General features: G+C 73.9%; 25 protein-coding genes and 2 pseudogenes. 10 read left to right on the top strand and 17 right to left on the bottom strand.

Annotation, left to right across the window (positions count from 1 at the left end; all coding sequences use genetic code 11):
• The first annotated feature begins 423 nt into the window (after positions 1-423).
• Complete coding sequence (locus tag AB0946_RS31875) at positions 424-1,410, top strand: aldo/keto reductase (RefSeq protein ID WP_366764139.1); 987 nt, start codon at positions 424-426, stop codon at positions 1,408-1,410.
• Between the two features lie 61 nt (positions 1,411-1,471).
• Here the strand turns inward: AB0946_RS31875 and rox are convergent, their stop codons facing one another.
• The 10 genes from rox to AB0946_RS31825 all read right to left on the bottom strand — a co-directional run bounded on the left by rox (position 1,472) and on the right by AB0946_RS31825 (position 8,897).
• Positions 1,472-2,908, bottom strand: a complete 1,437-nt coding sequence (rox, locus tag AB0946_RS31870) for a rifampin monooxygenase (protein ID WP_366764138.1) — start codon at positions 2,906-2,908, stop codon at positions 1,472-1,474.
• A gap of 153 nt (positions 2,909-3,061) precedes the next feature.
• Entirely contained in the window at positions 3,062-3,559 is a 498-nt protein-coding gene (locus tag AB0946_RS31865; protein ID WP_366764137.1) for a hypothetical protein, read from the bottom strand.
• Positions 3,560-3,613: 54 nt separating this feature from the next.
• The gene (locus AB0946_RS31860; RefSeq protein WP_366764136.1) at positions 3,614-4,039 is read right to left on the bottom strand and encodes an organic hydroperoxide resistance protein; all 426 of its coding nucleotides are present in this window, start codon (positions 4,037-4,039) and stop codon (positions 3,614-3,616) included.
• A 77-nt stretch (positions 4,040-4,116) separates the two neighbouring features.
• A complete protein-coding gene (locus AB0946_RS31855) occupies positions 4,117-5,163 on the bottom strand; it encodes a hypothetical protein (RefSeq protein WP_366764135.1) in 1,047 nt (348 codons plus the stop codon).
• 198 nt (positions 5,164-5,361) lie between these two features.
• Positions 5,362-6,069: a hypothetical protein gene (locus AB0946_RS31850; RefSeq protein WP_366764134.1), complete on the bottom strand. Its 708-nt coding sequence runs from the start codon at positions 6,067-6,069 to the stop codon at positions 5,362-5,364.
• 104 nt (positions 6,070-6,173) lie between these two features.
• Entirely contained in the window at positions 6,174-6,542 is a 369-nt protein-coding gene (locus AB0946_RS31845; protein WP_366764133.1) for a nitrile hydratase accessory protein, read from the bottom strand.
• Positions 6,539-7,138 (bottom strand): nitrile hydratase subunit alpha, encoded by a 600-nt coding sequence (gene nthA, locus AB0946_RS31840; RefSeq protein WP_366764132.1) that lies wholly within the window; start codon positions 7,136-7,138, stop codon positions 6,539-6,541. Before nthA ends, AB0946_RS31845 begins: the two co-directional genes overlap by 4 nt.
• Complete coding sequence (gene nthB, locus AB0946_RS31835) at positions 7,135-7,815, bottom strand: nitrile hydratase subunit beta (protein ID WP_366764131.1); 681 nt, start codon at positions 7,813-7,815, stop codon at positions 7,135-7,137. The genes nthA and nthB overlap by 4 nt, the downstream gene beginning before the upstream one ends.
• Positions 7,816-7,857: 42 nt before the next feature.
• Positions 7,858-8,646, bottom strand: a complete 789-nt coding sequence (locus AB0946_RS31830; protein ID WP_366764130.1) for a CbtA family protein — start codon at positions 8,644-8,646, stop codon at positions 7,858-7,860.
• Between the two features lie 14 nt (positions 8,647-8,660).
• Positions 8,661-8,897, bottom strand: coding sequence for a CbtB-domain containing protein (locus tag AB0946_RS31825; protein ID WP_366764129.1), 237 nt, complete (start codon positions 8,895-8,897; stop codon positions 8,661-8,663).
• 217 nt (positions 8,898-9,114) lie between these two features.
• On the opposite strand from AB0946_RS31825, the gene AB0946_RS31820 reads away from it, so the two are divergent.
• Positions 9,115-9,354, top strand: coding sequence for a hypothetical protein (locus AB0946_RS31820; protein ID WP_366764128.1), 240 nt, complete (start codon positions 9,115-9,117; stop codon positions 9,352-9,354).
• Complete coding sequence (locus AB0946_RS31815) at positions 9,354-9,731, top strand: fic family toxin-antitoxin system, toxin component (RefSeq protein WP_366764127.1); 378 nt, start codon at positions 9,354-9,356, stop codon at positions 9,729-9,731. Before AB0946_RS31820 ends, AB0946_RS31815 begins: the two co-directional genes overlap by 1 nt.
• 22 nt (positions 9,732-9,753) lie before the next feature.
• On the opposite strand, the gene crcB (AB0946_RS31810) is transcribed toward AB0946_RS31815, so the two are convergent.
• The 4 genes and pseudogenes from crcB (AB0946_RS31810) to AB0946_RS31795 form a co-directional block, all read right to left on the bottom strand.
• Positions 9,754-10,128, bottom strand: coding sequence for a fluoride efflux transporter CrcB (crcB, locus tag AB0946_RS31810; RefSeq protein ID WP_366764126.1), 375 nt, complete (start codon positions 10,126-10,128; stop codon positions 9,754-9,756).
• Positions 10,125-10,481 carry a DUF190 domain-containing protein gene (locus AB0946_RS31805; protein WP_366764125.1) on the bottom strand — a complete coding sequence of 119 codons (357 nt, stop codon included), beginning with the start codon at positions 10,479-10,481 and terminating at the stop codon, positions 10,125-10,127. Before AB0946_RS31805 ends, crcB (AB0946_RS31810) begins: the two co-directional genes overlap by 4 nt.
• Positions 10,478-10,963 carry a fluoride efflux transporter CrcB gene (gene crcB, locus AB0946_RS31800; protein ID WP_366764124.1) on the bottom strand — a complete coding sequence of 162 codons (486 nt, stop codon included), beginning with the start codon at positions 10,961-10,963 and terminating at the stop codon, positions 10,478-10,480. The genes AB0946_RS31805 and crcB (AB0946_RS31800) overlap by 4 nt, the downstream gene beginning before the upstream one ends.
• A gap of 227 nt (positions 10,964-11,190) precedes the next feature.
• Positions 11,191-11,283, bottom strand: a pseudogene (locus AB0946_RS31795) (aminoglycoside phosphotransferase family protein); the annotation flags it as partial.
• Positions 11,284-11,676: 393 nt separating this feature from the next.
• Between AB0946_RS31795 and AB0946_RS31790 the strand changes: the two are divergent.
• Together AB0946_RS31790 and AB0946_RS31785 are read left to right on the top strand one after the other, a co-directional pair.
• Positions 11,677-12,270 (top strand): TetR/AcrR family transcriptional regulator, encoded by a 594-nt coding sequence (locus AB0946_RS31790; RefSeq protein WP_366764215.1) that lies wholly within the window; start codon positions 11,677-11,679, stop codon positions 12,268-12,270.
• A 207-nt stretch (positions 12,271-12,477) separates the two neighbouring features.
• A complete protein-coding gene (locus AB0946_RS31785; protein WP_366764123.1) occupies positions 12,478-13,425 on the top strand; it encodes a LysR family transcriptional regulator in 948 nt (315 codons plus the stop codon).
• Between the two features lie 72 nt (positions 13,426-13,497).
• Here AB0946_RS31785 and AB0946_RS31780 read toward each other — a convergent pair whose 3' ends face one another.
• Positions 13,498-13,962 carry a MarR family transcriptional regulator gene (locus tag AB0946_RS31780; protein WP_366764122.1) on the bottom strand — a complete coding sequence of 155 codons (465 nt, stop codon included), beginning with the start codon at positions 13,960-13,962 and terminating at the stop codon, positions 13,498-13,500.
• A 57-nt stretch (positions 13,963-14,019) separates the two neighbouring features.
• Here AB0946_RS31780 and AB0946_RS31775 point away from each other — a divergent pair, with 57 nt between their 5' ends.
• From AB0946_RS31775 to AB0946_RS31765, 3 genes are all read left to right on the top strand, one after another.
• A complete protein-coding gene (locus tag AB0946_RS31775; RefSeq protein WP_366764121.1) occupies positions 14,020-14,907 on the top strand; it encodes an SDR family NAD(P)-dependent oxidoreductase in 888 nt (295 codons plus the stop codon).
• Positions 14,908-15,023: 116 nt separating this feature from the next.
• Positions 15,024-15,245, top strand: a complete 222-nt coding sequence (locus tag AB0946_RS31770; RefSeq protein ID WP_225809492.1) for a hypothetical protein — start codon at positions 15,024-15,026, stop codon at positions 15,243-15,245.
• A 306-nt stretch (positions 15,246-15,551) separates the two neighbouring features.
• Positions 15,552-16,322 carry a class I SAM-dependent methyltransferase gene (locus tag AB0946_RS31765; protein ID WP_366764120.1) on the top strand — a complete coding sequence of 257 codons (771 nt, stop codon included), beginning with the start codon at positions 15,552-15,554 and terminating at the stop codon, positions 16,320-16,322.
• 298 nt (positions 16,323-16,620) lie between these two features.
• On the opposite strand, the gene AB0946_RS31760 is transcribed toward AB0946_RS31765, so the two are convergent.
• A complete protein-coding gene (locus AB0946_RS31760; protein ID WP_366764119.1) occupies positions 16,621-18,891 on the bottom strand; it encodes a hypothetical protein in 2,271 nt (756 codons plus the stop codon).
• A gap of 160 nt (positions 18,892-19,051) precedes the next feature.
• Here AB0946_RS31760 and AB0946_RS31755 point away from each other — a divergent pair.
• Positions 19,052-19,414 (top strand): annotated as a pseudogene (locus AB0946_RS31755) (RidA family protein); the annotation flags it as partial.
• Entirely contained in the window at positions 19,397-19,816 is a 420-nt protein-coding gene (locus AB0946_RS31750; protein ID WP_366764214.1) for an antibiotic biosynthesis monooxygenase, read from the top strand. The pseudogene AB0946_RS31755 and the gene AB0946_RS31750, both read left to right, overlap by 18 nt.
• 57 nt (positions 19,817-19,873) lie before the next feature.
• Here the strand turns inward: AB0946_RS31750 and AB0946_RS31745 are convergent, their stop codons facing one another.
• Positions 19,874-21,940, bottom strand: coding sequence for a SpoIIE family protein phosphatase (locus AB0946_RS31745; RefSeq protein ID WP_366764118.1), 2,067 nt, complete (start codon positions 21,938-21,940; stop codon positions 19,874-19,876).
• Between the last annotated feature and the right edge of the window lie 228 nt (positions 21,941-22,168).

The raw sequence follows: 22,168 nt of genomic DNA, 5'->3' as shown, positions 1-22,168 counted from the left end.
GTCGATGCGCGATCAGCGTGTACGGCCGTGCCACTGGACGGCGGATCGACGTCCCGCGCGCTCCCGGCCCACGCTCACCCGCGGCGCCGACTCCGGCCCTGGTCGGCGGCATCGATCGAACGTTGATCCACACAGGCGCCGGGCCCTCGCGGGGCGCCGCCGGTGGGAGGGTCATGGTGGCCTCCGGCCGGGGTGGCTGCTCCCCGGACCCGGTACCTCTCCGCCGCCGGTGGCCTCCGCCCCGGAGACCCTGCTGACGCCGACGCCCCTGCACTTCGCCTGAACTCCCCCACCGGGCCAGCAGGGTGATGTCCGAGGCGAAGCCGACGAGCGGGCCGCACGGCCGACCGGCGTTTGACATGGAGCGCACTCCAATGCCTAGCGTCCCGGGGGAACGGTCCGACGAGTGCAGGAGGCAGCACCATGACCGACATCCCCACCCGGTACCTGGGCGAACTGGCGGTCTCCGCGCAGGGGCTCGGCTGCATGGGCATGAGCCACGGGTACGGCGACTCGGACGACGCCCAGTCGATCGCGACGCTGCACCACGCCCTGGACCTCGGGGTCACCCTCCTCGACACCGCCGACTTCTACGGTGCCGGGCACAACGAGGAGCTGATCGGGCGGGCGATCGCCGGGCGGCGTGACGAGGTGGTGCTGGCGACCAAGTTCGGCTTCGCCAACCGCCTGGGCGAGCCCACCCTGATCCGCGGCGACGCCGCCTATGTCCGCCAGGCGTGCGAGGCCTCCCTGCGCCGGCTCGGGGTCGACCACATCGACCTCTACTACCAGCACCGGGTCGATCCCCGGGTGCCGGTCGAGGAGACCGTCGGGGCCATGGCCGAGCTGGTGCGGGCCGGCAAGGTGCGGTACCTGGGGCTGTCCGAGGCCGCCGCGGGGACCATCCGGCGGGCGCACGCGGTCCACCCGATCTCCGCGCTGCAGAGCGAGTGGTCGCTGTGGACCCGGGACCTGGAGGCGGAGACCGTCCCGGTCTGCCGCGAACTCGGCATCGGCCTGGTCCCCTTCTCGCCGCTCGGGCGCGGCTTCCTGACCGGCCGTTACAGCTCGGTCGACGGGCTGGCGGAGACCGACGTACGGCGCGGCCAGCCGCGGTTCGCCGACGGCAACCTCGAACGGAACCTGGCGATCGTCGCGAAGCTGGACGAGCTCGCCGCCGCCAGGTCCGTCACCGCCGGGCAGCTGGCCCTGGCCTGGTTGCAGCACCGCGGCGACGACGTGGTGCCGATCCCCGGCACCCGGCGGCAGCGGTACCTGGAGGAGAACCTGGCGGCGCTGGACCTCCGGCTGTCCGCCGAGGACGTCGCCGCGATCGAGGCCGCGGCCCCGCCCGAGCACATCGCGGGCAGCCGCTACGACGCCACCAGCCTGACCTTCGTCAACCGCTGACTCCGGGAGGAGCGGGCGTCACCGGAAGGCGCCGTACGTGCCGGTGACCGCACCCGCCCGCTCACTCCACGGCGGCCCCGAACCACCGGGACAGGTGCTCGCGCAGATCCCGCTGGTCCTCGCCGGCCCAGGCCACATGGCCGTCCGGCCGCAGCAGCACCGCGGGCACCTCCAGTTCCTCGCTGACGTCGGCGACGTGGTCGACCCGGTCCGTCCAGCCGGCCGCCGAGAGCCGGCCGGTCTGGTCGAGGAGCAGGCCACGGCCGCCGTGCAGCAGCCCGTAGAGGCGGCCCCGCTTCAGCTGGACGTCCCGCAGGCGCCGGCCGATCAGATCGTGCCCCTCCCCGAGGTCGTAGCGGACGTCGACCGCGGTGATGATCCCGGTGACGTACCGGTTCACCTCCTCGAAGTCCATCAGCCGGCCGAACAGTCCGCGCAGCGCGGTCGCACCCGGATCGGTTCCCAGCAGCGTCATCTGCGCACGGGTGTTGTCCAGTACGGCGGCGCCCACCGGGTGCCGTTCGGCGTGGTAGCTGTCCAGCAGGCCCTCCGGCGCCCAGCCGGCCACCTCGGCGGCCAGTTTCCAGCCGAGGTTGAACGCGTCCTGGACGCCGAGGTTGAGCCCCTGGCCGCCGGTCGGCGGGTGGATGTGCGCCGCGTCGCCGGCCAGCAGCACCCGGCCGACCCGGTAGCGCTCGGCCTGCCGGGTGGCGTCACCGAAGCGCGACAGCCAACGCGGGGAGTGCGCCCCGAAGTCGGTGCCGGCGACCGCCCGCAACCGCGCCTTGAACTCCTCCAGGGTCGGCGGGGCCGTACGGTCCTCGGCCACCCCGTCGGCGGGGACGCCGATGCGGTACACCCCTTCGTTGCCGTCCACGTCGGCGATGGCGCCGAAGCGCAGCTGGGTCTTGCGGACCTCCGCGACGACGGCGGCGATCGTCTCCGCATCCTCGGTCACCCTCATGTCACCCAGCAGCGTCTCGACCTTGGAGGGCTCACCGGGGAAGCCGACGCCGAGCAGCTTGCGCACCGTGCTGCGGCCGCCGTCGCACCCGACGAGGTACCGCGAGCGCAGCCGTGTGCCGTCGGCCAGTTCGGCCGTCACCCCGTCCGCGTCCTGGCTCAGTCCGACCACCTCGTGGCCGCGCCGGATCTCGGCACCGGTCTCCAGGGCACGTTCGTTCAGCAGCCGCTCGGTGGCCTGCTGCGAGATGGCGAGGCCGTACGGATGAGCCGTGTCCAGCCGTTCCGGCCACGGCTTGATGACACCGCCGAAGAGCCCGCCGGCCCGGAACTTCTCACCGGCCGCCAGGAACCGTTCCAGCAGGCCGCGCTGGTCCATGATCTCCACGCTGCGCGCGTGCAGACCGCGCCCGCGGGACTCCTCGGTCGGCTCGGCCAGCTTCTCCAGCACCACCACGTGTACGCCGTGCAGCCGCAGTTCGCAGGCGAGCATCAGGCCGGTCGGTCCGCCGCCGACCACGAGCACGTCGATCATCAAGGTTCCCCGTTCCCGCAGGTTCTGGTCGAGGCCGGAGATTGTGCAACACCACGGGGGCCTTGCCGCAAGGCCCCCTGTGCGCTATATGTTGAGAGTGGCAAGGAGTGGGTGAACTCCTTGCCTTTGTCATGTGTGCGGTCCGCGCGCGCTTCAGCGTCGCAGGTGGACGGTGAAGTGCCGCTCGGTGGCGCCCGCGGGAACGGTGCGGACGAAGCCCCGGGCGGTGCTGTAGGCCCCCGAGCCGCCGGTGATGCCGACGTCGACGGAGGACGGCGCGGGCAGGTGCAGCAGCGACTGCGCGCTGAACTGCCCCTCGGGAAGCGCGAAGGTGCCGATGCACTGGAGGGCGGCCGGGCTGACCCGGGTGAAGGTGCAGACCGCGCTGTGGTCGCCCACCTTCTCGCCGTCGCGGTAGAGGTCCTCGTGCACGATCCGCTGATCGCCCACGCTGATGCCCGGCTCGCCCAGGTCGACCTCCCCGGACGAGGTCTGCTCGCCGACCAGTTCGAAGGTCCTCGCGGGCGGTTTCGCGACGGTCGCGTCGGCCGACGCCGACGGTGCGAGCGCCGCACCGCCGACGACGGCCACGGCGGCTCCGGCCGCTGCCAGCAGGTAGCGCGCCTTGCGTGTCGCGGTGATGTCCGGCATCTGTGTTCTCTTTCCGTTCATGGGGGTGCGTGGTACGGCGGACGGCCCGCCGGGTCAGACGGCGACGGCGTTGACGGTGACGGGGATGTTGCCGCGGGTTGCCTTGGAGTAGGGGCAGAGCTGGTGCGCGGCACGGGCGAGTTCGTCGGCCGTGTCCGTGTCGACGCCGCCGAGTTCCAGGTTGAGCACGGCGGCGAGGGAGAACGCGCCGTCCTCGTTCAGCAGGGTGATCTCGGTGGTGATCGCGGTGCTGGTCAGCCTGATCTTGCGGTCGGCGGCGGCGTGCCGCACGGCGCCGAGGAAGCACGCGCCCCACCCGGCGGCGAAGAGCTGCTCGGGGTTGGTCGCGGTGCCGGCGCCGCCGAGCTCCTTGGGGTAGGACAGGCCGGTCTCCAGCAGGCCGTCGTCGGACCGGACCCGGCCGCCGTTGCGGCCTTCGCCGGTGACGCTGACCGTCGCGGTGTAGCTGTTGTTCGCCATCACTGTTCCTTCTGGGGGGGTGGGGGTTGGTGGACGGGGGTGTGTTCGGTCCGACCGCCCGGGGAGGGGCGGCGGAGTCAGGTGGTCGCGGAGGCGCGCCGCCGTCGCGTGCGGCCGCGCGGGACGAGCAGCACCGCGGCGACGACGGCCCACAGGGCCAGCGTCACGACGGGTCCTGCCGCGTGCGCGCCGTGGAAGTAGCTGAGGTCGGCGATGGCGCGGACGGCGGCGCCGGGTGGCAGCAGCGCGGAGACGGCCCGGGCCGCGGCGGGCAGCAGGTCCTCCCCGATGGTGGCGCCACTGGTGGCGTTGCCGACGGTGAGCAGCAGCAGGGTGGTGACCGGGAGCCCGATGGGGCCGAGGTAGGTGCCGAGCAGTTTGGTGGTGAAGGCGGCCGCCGCCGCCAGCAGGGCGAGGGTGGCGATCAGCGGGACGACCGGTGCCGGAACCGCCCCCAGGACCGGTCCCGCGATGATCGCGGCCACGGCACCGATGGCCGCGGAGGCGCCGGCCAGCAGCCAGAACCGGTGGCGCAGACGCAGCAGACCGGCCAGGCCGACGGCGTTCGAGCCGAGCACGAAACCGGCCAGGGTGACGCCGAAGGCCAGGTAGAAACCGGCCAGCCCGCGGGCGTCGTAGCGGGCCAGCGGCCGGACGTCCTCGGTGCTGACGCGCATGCCCGCGCCCTGCGCGTAGGCGCCGACGAGGGACTTGACGGCGGCCGTGGTGGAGGTGCCGTTGGCTCCCGCGACCTCCAGGCGCAGTTCGCCCGGACCGCCGGTGCTGAGCGCGGCGACGACGTCGTGGTGCTCCACGGCCCGGTGGGCCGCGTCGGCGTCGGCGGCGCGGCGCACCTCGACGCTGTCGCCGAGGGCCCGGTGTATCTCGCCCGGCAGGTCGGTGCCGGAGACGGCGAGGGGGACGTGGTGCGGTTGCGGGTCCCGCTGGAGACCCACGTAGCAGCTGACGAAGGCCGCCACGACGACCAGGGCGACGAGGGCCGGTTGCAGCCAGGCCCGCACCGGCGGCCGGCGGTGGACGGCGGTGTGGTGGGCCGGGGCGGGCGCGGCCGCCGCGGAGCGCGTCTGCGGGCGCTCGTGGGCGGATCCGACGGGGGTTTCCATGATGAGGCTCTCTGAGGGTGGGTCGCGGGTTGCACGGGGGATGTGCGGGGCCGCGAGGGGGCGCGATGTGCATTACGAGCATATGCTCGTAATTGGGCGAGGGCAAGCGCGGGGCTCCTGTCACGGGGTTCGAGGAGGGCTCAGGCGCCGAGGACGCCCATCGGCTGCGCGCGTCCCTCGCGGCCGTGCCGCGGCCGCCTACTTGGTGGTGCCCCACAGCTGGCCGGCGGGGACGTGGTCCGGGTTGCCCATCAGCCTGGCGACCCGGATCTGCCCGGGCACCGAGGCGCGGTGACCGCGGTCCCCGAGATGGCTACGGCGGTCGGGTGAGTCGTGCGTGAAGGTCATCGCGTAGGGGTGCGCGAAGTCCGTGGTCGAGCCGTTGACCAGCGGGAAGTGTCCCTGGGCGGCGGTCGTGGGCGAGTCCGCGGTGTCGATGATCCAGACGGTCCTGGCGGAGACCCCGCACTTCTGGAGGGTGAGCCCCTCGTTCTGGTGGGCGGTGGTGGCCAGGCCCGCGCACAGCCCGGTGCGCTCGCCGTACGGCGCGTACTCGACCTCCACCGCCCGCAGGGTGCCGTAATGCCGGTTCACCTCGGCGGACAGGAGGCCGTCCTGGTGGAAGTCGGACACCAGGCCCGCTCGGTGACCGACGATGTCCCCGGCCGGATCGGTGGTGCTGACGGGGCGCATGACGGTGGGCCGGCCGACCTCCGCCAGTCCGCGGTGCACGGTCTCCACCAGACGGGGGTGCGCGGCCGTGCCGAACTTCGCGCTGTAGATCTGTATGCAGCGGTCGCCGCACTGGGCGGTGGCCGCGTCGGCGGCCACCGTTCCGGCTGTTCCGAGGCCCGCGACCGCGGTCAGCACCGCCGCGGTCGCGAGCAGCTTGCTCCTGACGGACATGAAGGATTCCTTGCTGGAAAGGCAGCGCGTCGCGCGCACTGCTCGGGTGGGGCATGGGGTCACCAGGCCGTCCTCGTGCTCGGGACGACCCGGAGCTCTTCGGCTCAGTGCGGGTGCGGGTGCGGATGCTCGTGCGGATGGGGGTGGTCGTGGCCGGGAGGGCGCCGGCCCAGGGTCTCGGCGCGCGCGGCGACCTCCTCGGCCGTCACGGCGCACAGGCCGGTGAGCACGTCCTCCAGGGCGGCCAGCCAGAGCCGGTAGTACTCGTAGGGCTCGTCCGGCGCCGCCGCGGACTCCCAGGCCGCGATCCGGGCGACCAGCGCGGCCTGGAACTCGGGCCAGGTGAACGCGCCCGCCTCGTACAGGCTGACCGCCATGCCGAAGGCGCGGCTCTCCCACGGCTCGGCGAACACCAGCTCGCCGTTGGAGCGCGGCGGCGCGGCCGGCCCCTCGATGTCCAGGGGCGCGCTCACGGTGCCGCCACCTTCGCCACGCCGACCATCGCGTCCCGCGTCACCAGGGGCACGAGCTCCTCCTCGGACAGGTGCTCGGTTCCGGCCGGGCGCTCGGGCAGCACGAGCCAGCGGACCTCGGCGGTGGAGTCGTGGACGGTGATCCGGACGTCGTCGTCGAGGTCGAGTCCCATCTCGGACAGCACGGTGCGCGGCTCCTTGACCACGCGCGAACGGTAGGCGGGGTCCTTGTACCAGCTCGGGGGCAGGCCGAGCACCGGCCACGGGTAGCAGGAGCACAGCGTGCACACCACCACGTGGTGCGTGGTCGCCGTGTTCTCCACCACGACGATGTGCTCGCCCTGTGCCCCGGAGAAGCCCAGCTCCTTGATGGCCGCCGTGCCGTCCTCGAGCAGCCGGCGCCGGTACTCCGGGTCGGTCCACGCCTTCGCGACGACCTTGGCGCCGTTGAGCGGGCCCACGTTGGTCTCGTAGGTGGTGATGATCCCGTCCATCGTCTTCGGGTCGATCAGCCCCCGCTCGGTGAGCAGCTGCTCGAGCGCCTCCGTGCGCAGGGAGGGGGGAAGGCGGTCGCCCGTTCCGCTGGTGGTGGTCATGAGGTCTTCTCCAGGTAGCTCTCGTACATCTCGACGGTGAGGGCGAAGGGTGCGGCGTCGGCGCCCCACAGCTCGCGCGAGTCGAACCGCACGGAGTAGACGTGCTGCGGGTTCTCGCCCAGGAAGTGCGCGTTGGTGTCCGGCAGCACGGAGGCGGGCTGGACACGCTCGACGACACCGGTGTGTCCGCGCACGTAGGCCGGCAGCCGGGTGTGACCGGGCACCGGCGTGCCCTTGGCCCGCACCCGCTCCCCGGTGCCGAAGGCCGGGGCGGTGTCGACGGAGCGCAGCGAGCCGGCGCCGACCGGCGCCGCGGTCGGCGCGTAGTCGGGCCGCGGGGCGGGGACGGGCGGCTCCTCGACGTGCTCGCCCCGCAGATTGCGGGCACGGGCGTCGATCGCGCCCGGAGCCAGCGTGGCGCTCTCGGTGAGCATCAGCTCCGCGCCGTTGAGCCAGCGTCCGAAGTAGCCGTCGTCCAGGTACGCGGCCCGGTCCAGGCGCTCCATGGAGTGCCGGAAGGCGTCCGGGTTGTAGCCGCCGCACGCGATGCGGCTGGAGAGGAGTGTCAGGGCGAACGCCCGGCCCTGCCAGGGGTGTTCGAAGACCGGTTCATCGGCCCTCGGCGGGTGGAGCGGGCCCCCTCCCGGGGTGCCCCCCATGTCGGCGATACCGTCCATGGCTGACCTTTCACGGGTGTTTCCTATAAAGGACATTTTCGATCACCTGGGGGTGGATGGCTCGACCGGCGAGGCGGGGACCCCCAGGAGTCCGCCGCGCGGTGCCGTCCGTGGGGAGCGACGCGCGGCCCGCTCGCCCAGCAGGCCGAACGTCGCGCCGAGCGCCGCCCACAGCAACAGGGCGGTGGCGACCGACCAGAGCCTGAAGTCCCACAGCGGTCCGGCCGGGACCGTGAGGGCGTCGGGATCGCCGGGCAGGGTGAACAGCGCCGCTGTCGCCGCGCCGAGGACTCCCGCCACACAGAGCTGCCGGGCCGGTGCGCCGTGGCCGCGGCGGGCCAGACGGCCGTGCAGGGCCCAGGCCAGGGCGACGCCGATCAGGCCGATGGCGACCGCCCCGAGCCAGGCCTGCGTGCGCACGCCGACCGTGCCGGGGTCGCCGACGCCGGGCGGGTCCGACGGGTAGCGGATGAACGGCAGCAGCCACAGACCGGTGAATCCGGCGGCGGCCAGCCGCAGCGCCCGCGGCCAGGCCCCGGTGCCGGGGGCGTGCCGGTGCAGCAGCAGATGGACGACGGCGAGGAGCAGGCCCAGGGCCAGGCCGGTGAGCGTCGTCGCCACCAGCAGACCGGCGTGCTGGGTGGCCCGGGAGAAGACCTCCGCGTGGTGACCGGCGTGCCCGGAGGGCTCGGTGGCCTCGTGGGCGGCCTCCCAGCGCACGGCGCGGTCCATCAGCGGCTCGACGAGGAACCAGGAGAAGCCTCCGCTGAGCAGACCGGCCACGGTCCCCGCGGCCGCGCCCCGGCCCAGCAGGCTCATGACGGAACTCATGGTGCGGTACCCCGTCAGTGGCAGGGCGCGCCGAGCAGGTGCCGGCCGTCGTGGGCGAACTCGTGCAGGTAGTTCGCGCTCGTGGCGACCTTGCCCAGGACGGGGGAGAGCAGCTGCCCCTGGTCCAGGAACACGGCGTACAGCGCCAGCAGGGCGAGGGCGACGGCGGTGACGACGACGGCGGCGTCCCGCAGCGGACGGGCCGCCACTGCGAGGGAGTCACCGGCTGCGGACAGGGGCGGATGCGGCATGGAGGGCTCCTTCGTGCGGGCCTCGGGGCGGGGGAGGGGGAGCGGCCCGACCCCAGGGCGTCAGGGCGGGGCCAGGTCTCCACGCCACAATACGAGCACATGCTCCTAAATGGAAGGGTGACCCGGCCGCAGGTTCCGCGCCGGGCCGGCCCGGGCGCGTGTCCGCCGGTTTCCGGAAAGCCGCCCCCGGCGTGGTAACAGCTGTTACCTTCGGGGTATGGCGAAGACACAGCTGGGCGCGCGCGTCGACGAGGAGATCGCGGAACTGGCCCGGGCCCGGGCCCGGGACCGCGGAATGAGCGTCGGCGACTACATCGCCTCCCTCGTACGGGACGACACCGGCGGACTGCGCGAGCGCGGCATGGACGCCGCCCGCCGCTTCCTCGACGAGCACCAGGCCGTCTTCGACGCGGCCGAGGACGCGGACCGGGGCACCCCGGGCGCGCACGCCGCCTGATGGAGCTGTACGTCGACGTCCCCTGGATCCTGGAGGTCGCGGAGCTGGCCGGCGCACGGGACCCGGCCCCCGAGGACTACGGCGTGCCGGTGGCCGCCGTCGCCTGCCACCGGGCGGAACTGCTGGAACAACCCGTCTACGACGGCCCGTTCGCCCGGGCCGCCGCCCTGGTGCACGTCCTGGGCCGCTGCCGCTGGCTTGAGCGCTCCAACATGGCCGTCGCCGCGGCGACGGGCGTGATGTACCTGGAGGCCTCCGGCATCCCGGTCAAGCCCACCCGCGACGACGCCGTGGCCCTGCGCGACCTCCTGCGCGACCCCCTGTGCACCGCGCCGGCGATCGCCGCCCTGCTGCGCGGCTGGCCCCGTTCGAGCTGACCGCCACGCCCGCCCGTCGCGTTCAGGCCCACACCGCCTGGGCGACGGCGGTGCCGATGAACACGGCGCCGAGGCCGGTGACCACGCTGGCGATCACGTTGGCGGCGGCGAAGAACCTGGCGCCGGACTCGGCCAGCCGCAGCGTCTCGTAGGAGAAGGTCGAGTAGGTCGTGAGCGCTCCGCAGAACCCGGTGCCGATCAGCAGTTGCACCGAGTGGGAGGCGGCCCCGTAGGTGACCGCGCCGGACAGCAGCCCCAGGATCAGGCAGCCGGTCACGTTGACGAGGAAGGTGCCGAAGGGCAGGCCGGTGTCGTGCCGGGCCTGTACGGCGCGGTCGGTCAGGTACCGCAGCGGCGCTCCGACCACGGCACCGGCGATGACGAGGAGCCAGTTCACTTCGCCCGCTTCTCCTTCTCGCGCCCGACGTAGCGGATGACCTCGCACTCGTCGAGGACCACCAGCCCGTTCGTGACCAGGTCGTCCAGTTGGGGCAGGAAGGCGCGGACGCGGGCCGCGTCGTCCACGATGACGACCGCGACGGGCAGGTCCTCGCTGAGCGACAGCAGGCGGCTGGTGTGGATCAGGGAGGAGGCGCCGTAGCCCTCGATGCCCCGGAACGCGCTCGCGCCGGCCAGCCCGGCCTCGTGGGCGCGTTGGATGATCTCGCCGTAGAGCGGCTTGTGACGGAAGGTGTCGCCCTCGCCCACGAAGACGGTCAGGCGGAGCGCGGAGCCGTGCAGCCGGGTCACCTCGTCCTCCTCCACGCGATCAGACGGCGGGTCGCCGCCGCCGCGAGCCACACGGCCGCGAGCGCGGCGAGCAGGGTGGCGGCCAGATAGGCCAGGCCGGTGCGGGCGTGACCGCTCTGCACCAGCTGCTGGATGTCGACGCAGTAGGTCGAGAAGGTCGTGAAGCCGCCCAGGACGCCGGTGCCGAAGAAGGGACGTACCAGCCGGTGCGCGGCCCACACCTCCGTGATGACGACCATGAAGGCACCGATCACCGCGCAGCCGGTCGCGTTCACCGTGAGGGTGGTCCAGGGGAAGGCTCCGGCGGCGGTCGGCCACAGCAGGGAGGCGCCGTAGCGGGCCACGGCCCCCAGCGCGCCGCCGGCCGCGACCACCGCGATCACGGGCGCCTGGCCGCCGGCGAGTCCGGGGCGCCGCGCGGGCGCGGACGGATCGGCGTCGGACACCGTGGGCTCCGTGATCTGGTCGCGGGGAGCTCTCATGGACGCGCGTCTCCTACTCGTGCGGCCGCCCGGCGTGCGGGCGCGTGCTCACAAGCAGGGACTGTCGGCGGCGTCTGTGCCGCGGTTCGGGTGCGGCGAGCCCCACCGCCACGCGACCGCCTGGTCCGGGCTGCCGCTGGTGACCAGGGTAGCCGGGGCCACCCGGGGCCGTCGCGCCGGGTGCCGTGAAGCGGCGTGGGGGGGCAGAGGGCGGGCGCCGCGCGCGGGTTGTGCTCGGCGATGCCCGCCGTCGCCGCCCGGTCGGGGAAGTCCCCTTCGAGCAGCCGCGACGGCCCCGCCGTCAGCGAGAGCCGCTGCGCCGGCACCGCTTACCGATCGCGGGGCCGCCCCGCGGCCGCCGTTCGAGCCGGACGCGGGCCGCGCCGATCCGCGGAGCACGGGAGGCGGCCTCGGCGAGGTCCCGCAGTGTGCCGGCCCCCTCGCACGAGGTCCCGTGGGGCGTCCCTCCAGGCCGGACGCACGGTGCCGCCGTAGCGCCTCCAGCGCTCCCCGAGCCGGTCCACGACCGGTGCGGCGGCACGTGGATGGCGACGCCAATTCCCGCGCTCCAGGGGAGCGTTGGAAGGGCGGCGAGACGAAACGGACGGCATGTGCGCCCCCTCGCGTAAAATGGACCGGCAGGTCCAGTGCGGGATGGAGGAGGGTACGTGAGCAGGGGCGACCGGGGCGCACCGCGGCTGACCGCCAAGGGCATGGCCACCCGGCGGCGCATCGTGGAGGGCGCGGCCGAGGAGATCCGTGAGCGGGGCGCCGCCGGGACGACACTCGACGACATCCGGGCCCGCACCGCGACCAGCAAGAGCCAGATCTTCCACTACTTCCCCGGCGGGAAGGAGGAGTTGCTGCTCGCGGTCGCCGCCCGCGAGGCCGGACGCGTCCTGGAGGACCAGGAGCCGCACCTCGGCGACCTGACCACGTGGGAGGCCTGGCAGGAGTGGCGCGACGCGGTCGTACGGCGGTACGAACAGCAGGGCGTCGACTGCCCGCTCGGCGTGCTGATCACCGAGCTGGGCCGCACCACCCCGGCCGCACAGGCGCTCACGGGCCGGTTGATCGACCAGTGGCAGTCGGCCCTGCGCACCGGCATCCGGCACATGCAGGACAGCGGCGAGGTCGACCGGCGGCTGGACGCCGACCGGACGGCCGCCGCACTCGTCGCCGCGGTACAGGGCGGCGTGACCATCCTGATGTCCACCGGCGCCATCGGACACCTGGAAGCGGCGCTCGACACGACCCTGGCACTGCTGCGCACCGCCGCCACCCCGGCGACCCGCCCCGGGACCTGACACCCATTGCCTCGACGGCGTGGAGGTGCCCCCACTCGCCGTACCGGCCGCAGACCCGAGTACGCCCAGTACGCCCAGTACGAGGGCCAAGGGCCGGCACTCTTCCAGCCTTCGGCCGGGGACCCCGGAGCACGCACCCGACGCCGCGCGGCCGCCCTCGGGGCGACGGCGCGAAGTGCCGGACAGGCCCTAACATCCGGACACATCATGGACTTCACGGATGTGTCACTCACCGCGCTGCGCGTCTTCCGCGCCGTCGCCGAGCGGGGGACCTTCACGGCGGCCGCCGCCTCGCTGGGCTACACCCAGTCGGCGGTGTCGCGGCAGATCGCCGCGCTTGAACGAGCCGCCGGCGCCGAGCTGCTGGAACGGCGGCGCGACGGCGTACGGCTCACCGCGGCCGGCCGTGTCGTCATCCGCCGGGCGACGGTCGTGCTGGACGAGATCGACGCGACCGCCAGGGAGCTGTCGGGCCTGCCCGGGCAGGCCGGGACGGTCCGCCTGGGCTGGTTCCCGAGCGCCGGCGCCGTCCTGCTGCCGCGCGCCCTCACGGCACTGCGCGGTACCGATCCCGGCCTCCGGGTCGTCGGCCGCGAGGGGAGCACCCCGGCGCTGGTGCGCGCCCTGCGGGCCGGCAGCATCGACCTGGCCCTGCTCGCGTCCGCGCCGCCGTTCCGGCCGCCGGACGCCGAGTCGCCCCCGCTCGTCGTACGGACCCTCACCGAACGCGCGCTGTGCCTGGCGGTGCCCGCCGGCCATCCGCTGGCCCGCGGCGACTCGGTCGACGTGGCCGACCTGCGCGGGCAACGCTGGATCGCGGGGTCCTCCTCGGGCGAGGACCAGCTCATGGGGGTGTGGCCGGGCCTGGACGAGCGGCCGGAGATCGCCCACACCGCGCGGGACTGGCTCGCCAAGCTCCACCTCGTGGCCGCCGGCTGCGGGTTGACCACCGTGCCGGCCGCCCTCGCCGCCGCCGCGCCGCCGGGTGTCCGCGTCCTCCCGGTCCGCGGCGGGCCCCAGGAACAGCGGCGCGTGCTCCTGGCGCGGCTGCCCCACCCGCCGACGGACCCGGTCACACGCGTGGCAGCCGCCCTGCGCGCGGCGGCCCTCGACGTGGACCCACCGGCTCCGTCGCCGCTCTCGTCGCCGTCCTGAGGCGGGGGCGTCCTCGGACCGGTGACGCGGTGCCCGACGGGGGCACGGTGGCCGCGTGCCACGGCGAGAAGGTCAGCGGGTGCCGCCTTGCCGGGTGGCTTCGGCGGCGTCCGTGAGGAGTTGTTCCAGGCGTGTGAGCTGACGGGCGTCCAGGGCGCCGAAGATGCGCTGGAGTATCCGGGTGCCCGCCTGTTCGCCGGCGGCGAGGGCCGCGTGGCCCTGCTCGGTCAGCGTGACGGTCTTGCGCCGGCGGTCCACGGGATCGGGGGTCCGGGTGACCAGCCGCAGGCGTTCCAGGGCTTCGACGGCCTGGGTGACGGAGCGGGGCGCCTGGCCGAGTGCCTCGGCGAGTTCGGCTTGGTGGACGGCGCCGCGCTGGGCGAGGAGCCGCAGCAGCTTGGTGCGGGCCAGGGACAGGCCGGCCGCGGCCATGTGCTGATCGACCGCTGTCCGGACCTGGTGGGCGACGCCCAGGAACCGCAGGCCCACGTCCGCGGGGTCGGGGCCGGCGGGCGGCGCTGTCTCGTGCTCGCTCATGACGTCGGGTATCGTCCCACACGTGATTGATGAGGTACCTCATGAAAGGGGCCGACGATGACCCGTCCCGTTGCTGTGATCACCGGAGCGACCTCCGGGCTGGGCCGGATCGCCGCCCTGGAGCTCGCCCGCCGCGGCTACGGCCTCGGCATCGTGGCGCGCTCCCCGGACAGGGCCGAAGCGCTGCTCGCCGAGCTGGAGGAAGCGACCGGGAGTGCCGCGCACGCCGACGTCTTCCTCGCGGACCTCGGAGTCGTCGCACAGGTCCGCCGGGCGGGCCGGGAGATCGCCGCGCGGTATGCGCGGCTGGACGTACTGGTCAACAACGCGGGCCTGCACGCGTTCTCCCAGCGCGTCACGGCCGAGGGGCTGGCGGAGATGACCGCCGTCAACCACGTCGGCCCGTTCGTCCTCACCCAGGCGCTGACGGACACGCTCCTGGCCTCCGGGCCGGCACGGGTCGTGAACGTCGCCTCCGAGGCCTCCCGGCGGGCCGGGAGCATCACGCCGGCCACGGACCTGCGGGACACCACCCCCTACACCCGGCGCGAGTCGATGGCCCGGTACGCCCGGACCAAGCTGATGACCATCATGTGGACGCAGGAACTGGCCCGGCGCCTGGACGCCACGAAGGTCACGGTGAACTGCTGCGACCCGGGCTTCAACGCCACCGGTCTCGGCCGCGACCTGCCCGGCTCCGCCGCGCTGCGGCGCGTCCTGGACGTCCTGAGGATCGGCGACCCGCGCAGGGGCGCGGGGATCATCGTCCGCCTGGCGACCGATCCGGCGTTCGCGCACACCACCGGCGGCTACTTCTCCGTACGCGACGCCAAGCCGTTGCGGTGCCCCGAACCCGGCCGCGGTGCGGACGTCCAACGGCAACTGTGGACCGAAACGGAGTCGTTGCTCGCCGGGATGCCCTCGATCCCGCCTCGCCACATCTGAAATCCACAGGTCGATGATTTGGAAACCCGCAGGTCAGCGGCGTGGCGCCGGTGTTCCCGTCTGGATCTGTGCCCACGGCCACAGCGAACGGGCGCTCCGTGGGCTCATACTGAGGCATGACCCAGCCTGCTGCACCCAAGCGTCATCTGCCCACCAGCCCCTTCAAGGCCCCCGCCGTACGGGCTCCCAAGCACTTCGCCGTCGGTGACCAGGTCACGCACGACGTGTACGGCCTCGGTCGGGTGATCGGCGTCGAGGACGGGATCGCGGCGCTCGTGGACTTCGGTCCGGAGCAATTGCGGATCTTGAGCCCGTACGCGAAGATGACCAAGCTGTAGGACCGCTGTGCCCGGTCACGGCACACCAGGACCCCTCAGGGGCCTGTGACGAAAGAGAGACCTCCCATCGAATCGACGTCGCTGTTCTCCGCCCTGGAAGGGCAACCCCGCCGCCCCGCCGCGGCTTCGCCGCCTCCGGCGACGAACCCCTTCCAGGCTCCCGACTTCGGGGACGACGAGAGCCGGCTGCCGGACGACGCGCAGGAGCCCGCCCCGGGTACGCCTGCCGCGCGACCCGCGGCGGCGTAACTCCACGCACGACGGCCCCGGCATCCGGCCGCAGGCCGTCACTCCCGGGACGAGGCCATGGCGGTGGATCCTGTGAACGACGTGTCCGGAGGCCCGGCCCGGCCCGCCGGTCCCGCGCGGGCGAACGACTACGACAGCTTCGCGGAGGCGTACTCGGCGGAGATCGAGGACAACCTCGTCAACGCGTACTACGCGCGCCCCGCGATCCTGGCCCTCGCCGGAGAGGTGGCCGGCCACCGGATCCTGGACGCCGGCTGTGGCTCGGGCGCCCTGTCCGCCGCGCTGCGCGACCGCGGTGCCGTCGTCACCGGGGTCGACGCCGCCGCCGGGATGGTGGCGCTGGCCAGGCGGCGGCTCGGCGACGGTGTCGCCCTGCACGTGGCCGACCTGAGCGACCCCCTGCCGTTCGCCGACGGCGCGTTCGACGACGTGGTCGCGTCGCTGGTCCTGCACTACCTGGAGGACTGGGGGCCGACGCTGGCCGAGTTCCGGCGGGTGCTCAGACCCGGTGGCCGGCTGATCGCGTCGGTGGACCACCCCATCGTCGCCTACACCTTCCGGGAACCCCGGCCCGACTACTTCGCGACCACCAGCTACTCCTTCGACTGGACGTTCCGTGGCCGGACCGTCCCGATGCGGTTCTGGCGCAAGCCGTTGCACGCGATGACCGACGCCTTCACCACCGCCGGCTTCCGCCTCGCCGCCATCAGCGAGCCGCAGCCCGACCCGGCCGCCCGGGACCTCTTCCCCGACGGCTACCGGGAGCTTTCGACCAAGCCCAACTTCCTGTTCTTCGTCGTCGAGGCACCGCTGCAGGCCACCTCCTAGGACTCCTGGGAAGGCCCGCCCGGGCCCCCGCCGGCAGCGGTGGCGGGGATACGGGCGGCCCGGGCACCGTCGGCGGTGGCGTGCTGCTCGACGGTGGCGGCCCCGGGCGACCCGCGATCCGGCCCGGGCCTGCCGCAGTGCGTCCCGGAGCTGCCGCGTCGACGCGGTCGGCTGACGCACCCCGTGGCCACGGTGGCGGCCCAGATACGGCGCACCGCGCCCAGGTCCCGCACCCGGGCGCGGCGACGACCGTGGTCGACCGTTCCGATCAGCCGCAAGCGGCCCCGCGAGGACGGCGTCAGCCGGCGGCGGCCGGGCCGCTCGGGAGCCAGGCCGCGAAGATCTCCGGGAGCCGGTCCAGGTCCTCCGCCGTGACCGTGACGAGACGCAGGCCGTGCAGGCGGGCCAGCTCCCGCTTGCGCGTGACCTTCGCCGCGTACGCCTCCCTCGTCAGCAGACCCAGCGCCTCGACGAACGTGCCGTCCGCCAGGCGCCAGTCCGCCCGCAGACCGGTCGTGTTGAGTTCCGGGTGGCGCGGGTAGGCGGGCTCCGGCTCGTGGGCCACGCCCCGGTGGTGGAGGAAGTCGTCCACGTGCCGCTCGAACAGGGAACGGCACAGGTGCCCGTCCGTCGCCCTGGTCACCGTACCCATCGACGTACGGACCCCGTCCGCGAGGAGTCCCGCGTGCGCCAGCCACTCCGTCCAGGTGCGGGCCGGGCGTGCCGGCCGCGCGCCCAGCAGCGTGGAGGCGGGGCGCGGCACCAGGAAACGGCAGAGCATCGCCTCGTCGACCAGGCCGGGAGACTCGAACGAGACGCCGATGCGGTCGAGTTGGGCGAGGGACGGCGGCCCGGAGAACTCGGTCTCGGCGAGCCGGCGCAGCGCGTACACCACCGCCTCCGTCCACGCGCCGTCCTCGCCGGTGTCCCGCAGCACCCCGTTCCTCGCGAGGGCACAGCAGCCGTGGCAGTAGAAGAGCCCCGGGCGCGCCGACTGGGCGGAGCGCCCGCAGAGCCGGCACGGCCCGCGCTCCGCCAGGTCCACCGGGGCCCCGAACAGCGCTTCCAGGGCGCGCCGGTAGTACGGGTTGTCCGCCGCGTCGTCGGCGAGCGACGGCAGCGTGCTCCCGGCCGTCGCGGTGGCCGTCCCGCCGCCGGGCTTCGCGTCGAGCCAGCGGCGGTGGGGCTCCGGCACCAGCCGCCGCACGGCGTCCGTCACCCGGCTGGAGCGGCTGACCGGGCTGACAGCGCCCGGCGCGAACGCGGCCCGGGCATTGTGCCGTTCCACCTCCTCGGGCGGTGCGCCCCAGGTAACGAGCAGCGGCCGCACCCCGTGTCGGCGCAGCAGCACCGTCAACGCCTCGGCGAGCGGCGCCGCGTACACGGTGAGCGTCCCCGAGTCCGGGTCGAACCAGCCGGCTTCGGCAAGAGCGTCCCGTGACAGCCCCGGCCGCGGGAGCCGGATCGACCACGTACCCCCGCCCACGACGACCACCGCGTCCGGGAAGCCGCCGAGAGCGGCCAGGTCCCCGGGCGCGTCCACATCCACCCCGTGCGCGCGCAGCGCGTCGAGCGCCTCGGCGCGCAGTCGCTCGTCGGCGAGGGTGAGCGGGCCGCCCGGTTCGTGGTACTGCCCGACCTCCACACCCGACTCGTCCAGGACGAGGATCCGGGTGTGGTGGAAGACGGAACGGGTGACGGCACGCAGGCCGCGCCGGCCGTGCGCCGCGTTCCGGTACGTCTCCCAGGACTCCAGGAGCGACCGGGCCTCGGCGTCCCGGCGCCGCCGCGCGCGGTCCCGCTCGGTCTCCCGCCCCCAGGCCCCGCCGGCGGCCCGGTGGCTCAGACCGGCCCGCAGCCGGATGGCGAGCCGCTCGGCCAGCGCCCGGCGCAGGCCCCACTCGACACCGGCCGCAGTCTCCTGCCGCGCGTCCGGGCCCGCGTCGTGCTCCGCCAGACAAGCCTCCACGAGGGCGCGTACGGTCCGCCGCGCGGGCAGCAGGAGCCGTACCGGACCGACCGCGTACCCGAGCGCCTTCTGCTCCGCCCACGACACCGGCTCGCGGCGGCTGGGCCGCCAGTCCGCGCCGGCCCCGCCGTGGAAGTCGTCGAGGTCGTCGAACTCCTCCTCGTCGAAACGGCTGTCGCTCTCCAGGTCGTGGAGCTCGATCCACCCGTGGCAGCCGACGGGCGTTCCGGTCTCCTCGGTGAGCTTGCGGATGCTCTCACCGGTCACGTCCAGCGCGCTGCTGTAGAGGTAGCCCAGGTGCCGGTCGAGGACGGAACCGCCGTCCCCGGGCGGGGCGGCGACGGACACGGCACGCGTGTCGTAGTCGTTGTCGGGCCGGGGGACGAGACTCAGGCGTACGGGTATGACGGCGTCGCACTCCGCCTCGCGCGGTGCCGGCCTGACGCTCTCCTTCCGCAGCCGGCTCAGGACGAACGCGCGCAGGGCGGGGACGGAGTCGTCGAAGACCGCGAACCCCAGGGCGTGGTCCTCGGCCGGATCACCCGGGATCATGAGCAGACCGGCGTCGGGGGCGTACTGGATCGCAACTCGGCTCGACATGGCCGGATTATGCCAGAGTCATATGCCTCGCTCCTGGGTCCGCCGTTGGGCCTGCCCCGCGACGGCTTCATGGTGCGGGGCGCTCCATACGCCTGGGGATATCAGGCCATGCCGTCGGCTGTGATGGACGTGTCTGCGCGGGTCACCTAGCGTTCGGCGCATGACAGAGCGACACGCGGTTCTCAGCGGCTCGACCTTCGAGGAGCAGATCGGCTATGCCCGTGCCGTGGTCGACGGCGACTGGGTGCATGTGTCCGGGACGACCGGCTTCGACTACACCACCATGACGATCTCCGACGACGTGGTGGTGCAGGCCGAGCAGTGTCTGCGCAACATCGGGGCCGCGCTGGCCGAGGCGGAGTGCACCTTCGCGGACGTGGTGCGGGTGCGTTACCTGCTGCCCGACCGCGAGGACTTCGAGCCCTGCTGGCCGGTCCTGCGCCGCTGCTTCGGCGACGTCCGGCCGGCCGCCACGATGCTCGTGTGCGGTCTCTCCGACCCGCGGATGAAGATCGAGATAGAGGTGTACGCGCGGCGCCGCGTCCCGCAGCACGACGGTGCCACGAGCGGTCACGCGGTAGCGCCGGTCGCGCCCGTCGAGGCCTATGAACCCCCTTACTACGTCGCTGTCTTCACCACGGTGCGCAGCCCGGACCAGAGCGGCTACAGCGAGACCAACGCGCGTATGGAGGAGCTGGTGAAGGACGTCCCCGGGTTCCTGGGGATGGACCACGCGCAGACTCCCGGCGGGCTGGGCATCACCGTCGGCTACTTCCGCGACGCCGACGCCCTCACCCGGTGGCGGACCGACGCCGAGCACCGCGCGGCGCAGCAGCGCGGGCGAGCCGAGTGGTACCAGAGCTACACACTGCACGTGGCCAAGGTGGAGCGGAGCCACGGGTTCACGCGAGCCGGCGGGGCCTAGACGGGCCGGGGGGGCGCAGAAGAGTGCCGCCGTGCCGCGTGTTCTCGGGTGCCGCGCCTACAGGGCCCGCGCCACCAGCAGGGCCACGTCGTCGTGGTCGTCGGGGTGCCGCAGGCCGTACAGCAGGAGGTCGCAGGTCTCCTCCAGGGGCCGCTCGGGTGCGTCGAGGAAACCGAGCAGGGTGTTCAGCCGGTCGTCGATCGGGTGCTGCCGGGTCTCGACGAGGCCGTCGGTGTAGAGCACGAGCAGGTCGCCGGGCCCCAGCTCGGTCGTGGCGGTCTCGAACCGGATGCCGCCGACACCGAGCGGGGCACCGCAGGGCAGGTCGAGCAGCCTCGGCTCCTCCCCGGTGCGGGCCAGCGCGGGCGGCATGTGTCCCGCGTTGGCCATGCGGCACTGTCGTGTGTGCGGGTCGAACACGGCGTACAGACACGTCACGATGTAGTGCTCCAGATCGCAGGTGATCTTGTCCAGGTGCTGGAGCACCTCGCCCGGGTCCAGGTCCAGGTCCGCGTAGGCGCAGGTGGCGGTGCGCAGCCGGCCCATCGTGGCGGCGGCGTCGATGCCGTTGCCCATGACGTCCCCGACGACCAGGGCGGTCTTGTCACCGGTGAGGGGGATGACGTCGTACCAGTCGCCGCCCACCTCGCTCGTGGCCTGCGCCGGCTGGTAGCGGGAGGCCAGGAGCAGGCCGGTGTGGTGCGGCGAGTGGTCGGGGAGCAGGCTGCGCTGGAGGGTCAGCGAGGTGTTGCGCACGCTCTGGAACCAGCGGGCGTTGTCGATGGCGACGGCGGCGCGGCTCGCCAGCTCGCCGGCCAGGATGACGTCGTCCTCGTCGAACGGCGCCGGAGTGCGGGTGCGTTTGAGGTCGAGGGCGCCCAGCACCTCGCCGTGGGCGATCAGCGGCACGGCGAGGTACGAGTGGACGCCGGAGCGCGCGAGCAGCGCCGCGGCCTCGGCGTCCCGGGCGATCCGCCGCAGATCGTGTTCGCCCACGTGCCGCACCAGGACCGGCCGGCCGGTGTGCACGCACAGCGTGACCAGGCGGTCCCCGTCGTAGGAGGCGAGGTCGCCGGGGGCGTCGGCCGCGCGCAGCGCCACGGTGGGGTGCGCCGCGCTCAGGGCGAGGGCGCGGAACAGCTCCGGGCCGCCCGCCGGCTCGCGCACGCGGCGGCAGGCCAGCGCGGAGTCGAGTACGTCCACGGCGACCACGTCGGCGAGTTCCCGGCTGGCGATCTCGGCCAGCTCGGCGGCGGTCTGCTCCACCTCCAGGCTGGTGCCGACGCGGGTGGAGGCGTGGGCGATCAGGGCCAGCCGGCGCCGGGCCCGGTCCGCCTCGGCCGCGGCGCGGTGCCGTTCGGTGACGTCGACGACCGACACGGCGGCGCCGAGCACCCGCCCGCTCGGGTCCTCCAGGCGGTAGAAGGACAGGGACCAGGCGTGTTCGTGCTCCGGGTCGGAGCGGGGCCGGCCCACGTGGTACTGGTCGAGCAGCGGGGTGCCGGTGGTGAGCACCTGGCGCAGCGCGGACTCGACGGTGTCGACGTCGGGGAAGGGCAGGGTCTCCCGCAGCCGGCGGCCGAGGTGGTCCTCGGCCGGGATGCCGTCGATCCGCTCCAGCGCCGGGTTGACCAGCAGGTACCGCAGATCGGGGTCCAAGAGGGCGAGACCGATCGGGGACTGGTTGATCAGCCGCTCGCACAGGGCGAGATCGGTCTCGACGCGCTGGAGCAGATGGTGGTCGGCGGCGAGCCCGAGGGCGTAGACGTCCCCGAGGTCGTCGAGCAGCCGCATGTTGCGGAACTCCATCAGGCGCGTGCTGCCGTCCGCGTGCCGGATGGGGAACGCGCCGGCCCAGCTCCGGCCCGTCTCCATGACCTCCGCGAACAGCTTGACGACCGCGTGCAGGTGCTCGGGGTGGATGATCAGGCGGGCCGCCGGTCTGCCGAGCGCCTCTTCCGCGGAGTAGCCGAACAGGTCCTCGGCCTGCGGGGTCCAGAACACGATGCGCCCGTCGGTGTCGAGGACCAGCGCGGCCACGCTGAGCACGTCCAGCAGGCTGGTCCGCCGGGGCCGCTCGGCGTCGTAGGCGTCGTCATCGGGCGAGAAGGATTCGGCTGTCATCCCTGAGCCTCCTGTACCGCCGGCGGCGCCCGGCCCAGGCCCCGGTCCCGGCCGGACCCGGTTCCTTCCATGCTCCCCCCGCTCCTCCACGGGGGCGACACAGCCCCGCGGAGCCCGCGTCCGGCGCACGGGCACTGTCGGCGCGTCCCGCTCGCGGGGCGTACCGGCGTCCGGACGCCCCGCGCGGCGTGAACACCGCCCGCCCGGCGGGCCGGAGCCGGGGGCGGG

This window comes from Streptomyces sp. NPDC046870 (assembly GCF_040704595.1).
GTDB lineage: Bacteria > Actinomycetota > Actinomycetes > Streptomycetales > Streptomycetaceae > Streptomyces > Streptomyces argyrophylli.
Note: the sequence above shows the minus strand (reverse complement) of the source record. Positions and strands in the feature narration are given on the sequence as shown.

Excerpts from the sequence above, each read along its gene's own strand:
- AB0946_RS31875 (WP_366764139.1), top strand. The coding sequence starts at position 424 with ATGACCGACATCCCCACCCGGTACCTGGGCGAACTGGCGGTCTCCGCG.
- rox (WP_366764138.1), bottom strand. The coding sequence starts at position 2,908 with ATGATCGACGTGCTCGTGGTCGGCGGCGGACCGACCGGCCTGATGCTC.
- AB0946_RS31865 (WP_366764137.1), bottom strand. The coding sequence starts at position 3,559 with ATGCCGGACATCACCGCGACACGCAAGGCGCGCTACCTGCTGGCAGCG.
- AB0946_RS31860 (WP_366764136.1), bottom strand. The coding sequence starts at position 4,039 with ATGGCGAACAACAGCTACACCGCGACGGTCAGCGTCACCGGCGAAGGC.
- AB0946_RS31855 (WP_366764135.1), bottom strand. The coding sequence starts at position 5,163 with ATGGAAACCCCCGTCGGATCCGCCCACGAGCGCCCGCAGACGCGCTCC.
- AB0946_RS31850 (WP_366764134.1), bottom strand. The coding sequence starts at position 6,069 with ATGTCCGTCAGGAGCAAGCTGCTCGCGACCGCGGCGGTGCTGACCGCG.
- nthA (WP_366764132.1), bottom strand. The coding sequence starts at position 7,138 with ATGACCACCACCAGCGGAACGGGCGACCGCCTTCCCCCCTCCCTGCGC.
- nthB (WP_366764131.1), bottom strand. The coding sequence starts at position 7,815 with ATGGACGGTATCGCCGACATGGGGGGCACCCCGGGAGGGGGCCCGCTC.
- AB0946_RS31830 (WP_366764130.1), bottom strand. The coding sequence starts at position 8,646 with ATGAGTTCCGTCATGAGCCTGCTGGGCCGGGGCGCGGCCGCGGGGACC.
- AB0946_RS31825 (WP_366764129.1), bottom strand. The coding sequence starts at position 8,897 with ATGCCGCATCCGCCCCTGTCCGCAGCCGGTGACTCCCTCGCAGTGGCG.
- AB0946_RS31820 (WP_366764128.1), top strand. The coding sequence starts at position 9,115 with ATGGCGAAGACACAGCTGGGCGCGCGCGTCGACGAGGAGATCGCGGAA.
- AB0946_RS31815 (WP_366764127.1), top strand. The coding sequence starts at position 9,354 with ATGGAGCTGTACGTCGACGTCCCCTGGATCCTGGAGGTCGCGGAGCTG.
- crcB (WP_366764124.1), bottom strand. The coding sequence starts at position 10,963 with ATGAGAGCTCCCCGCGACCAGATCACGGAGCCCACGGTGTCCGACGCC.
- AB0946_RS31790 (WP_366764215.1), top strand. The coding sequence starts at position 11,677 with ATGGCCACCCGGCGGCGCATCGTGGAGGGCGCGGCCGAGGAGATCCGT.
- AB0946_RS31785 (WP_366764123.1), top strand. The coding sequence starts at position 12,478 with ATGGACTTCACGGATGTGTCACTCACCGCGCTGCGCGTCTTCCGCGCC.
- AB0946_RS31780 (WP_366764122.1), bottom strand. The coding sequence starts at position 13,962 with ATGAGCGAGCACGAGACAGCGCCGCCCGCCGGCCCCGACCCCGCGGAC.
- AB0946_RS31775 (WP_366764121.1), top strand. The coding sequence starts at position 14,020 with ATGACCCGTCCCGTTGCTGTGATCACCGGAGCGACCTCCGGGCTGGGC.
- AB0946_RS31770 (WP_225809492.1), top strand. The coding sequence starts at position 15,024 with ATGACCCAGCCTGCTGCACCCAAGCGTCATCTGCCCACCAGCCCCTTC.
- AB0946_RS31765 (WP_366764120.1), top strand. The coding sequence starts at position 15,552 with ATGGCGGTGGATCCTGTGAACGACGTGTCCGGAGGCCCGGCCCGGCCC.
- AB0946_RS31760 (WP_366764119.1), bottom strand. The coding sequence starts at position 18,891 with ATGTCGAGCCGAGTTGCGATCCAGTACGCCCCCGACGCCGGTCTGCTC.
- AB0946_RS31750 (WP_366764214.1), top strand. The coding sequence starts at position 19,397 with ATGAAGATCGAGATAGAGGTGTACGCGCGGCGCCGCGTCCCGCAGCAC.
- AB0946_RS31745 (WP_366764118.1), bottom strand. The coding sequence starts at position 21,940 with ATGACAGCCGAATCCTTCTCGCCCGATGACGACGCCTACGACGCCGAG.